The sequence below is a fragment of the Rhizobium sp. PEPV16 genome (assembly GCF_008919455.1).
In the GTDB taxonomy this organism is placed as follows: domain Bacteria; phylum Pseudomonadota; class Alphaproteobacteria; order Rhizobiales; family Rhizobiaceae; genus Rhizobium; species Rhizobium leguminosarum_Q.
Window position 1 is genome coordinate 1 of sequence record NZ_VSZV01000042.1, and the last position, 267, is coordinate 267.

Annotated in this window: 1 protein-coding gene; it reads right to left on the reverse strand. The window is 63.3% G+C overall.

Annotated elements, in window-relative coordinates:
* A partial coding sequence (locus FY112_RS00310; RefSeq protein WP_151517348.1) for a hypothetical protein occupies nt 1-267 on the reverse strand: 267 nt, incomplete at both ends.

Here is a 267-nt window from a genome sequence, read left to right on the forward strand (position 1 = left end):
ACTGGTGGCCGTCGCGCATCGTCGTGTCGGTCAAAAGCACGCGCTTCTCGTTGCGCATCCATTCGCCGAATTTCTTCGGGCCGAGCGTGTCGAGGAGCTGCTTCGTACCATCCTTGATCGCGTTGCCGTTGGCGTAGGGAACCACCGGCTCGGCCGCATTTTCCAGCGGCCTCGGCCTGTCCTTGGCCTCGGGATGGCCATTGACGGTGACATCGGCGAGGTAGGTCAGGAGCTTCGTGGCGCGATCCTGGCGCTTGACCTGCTGGA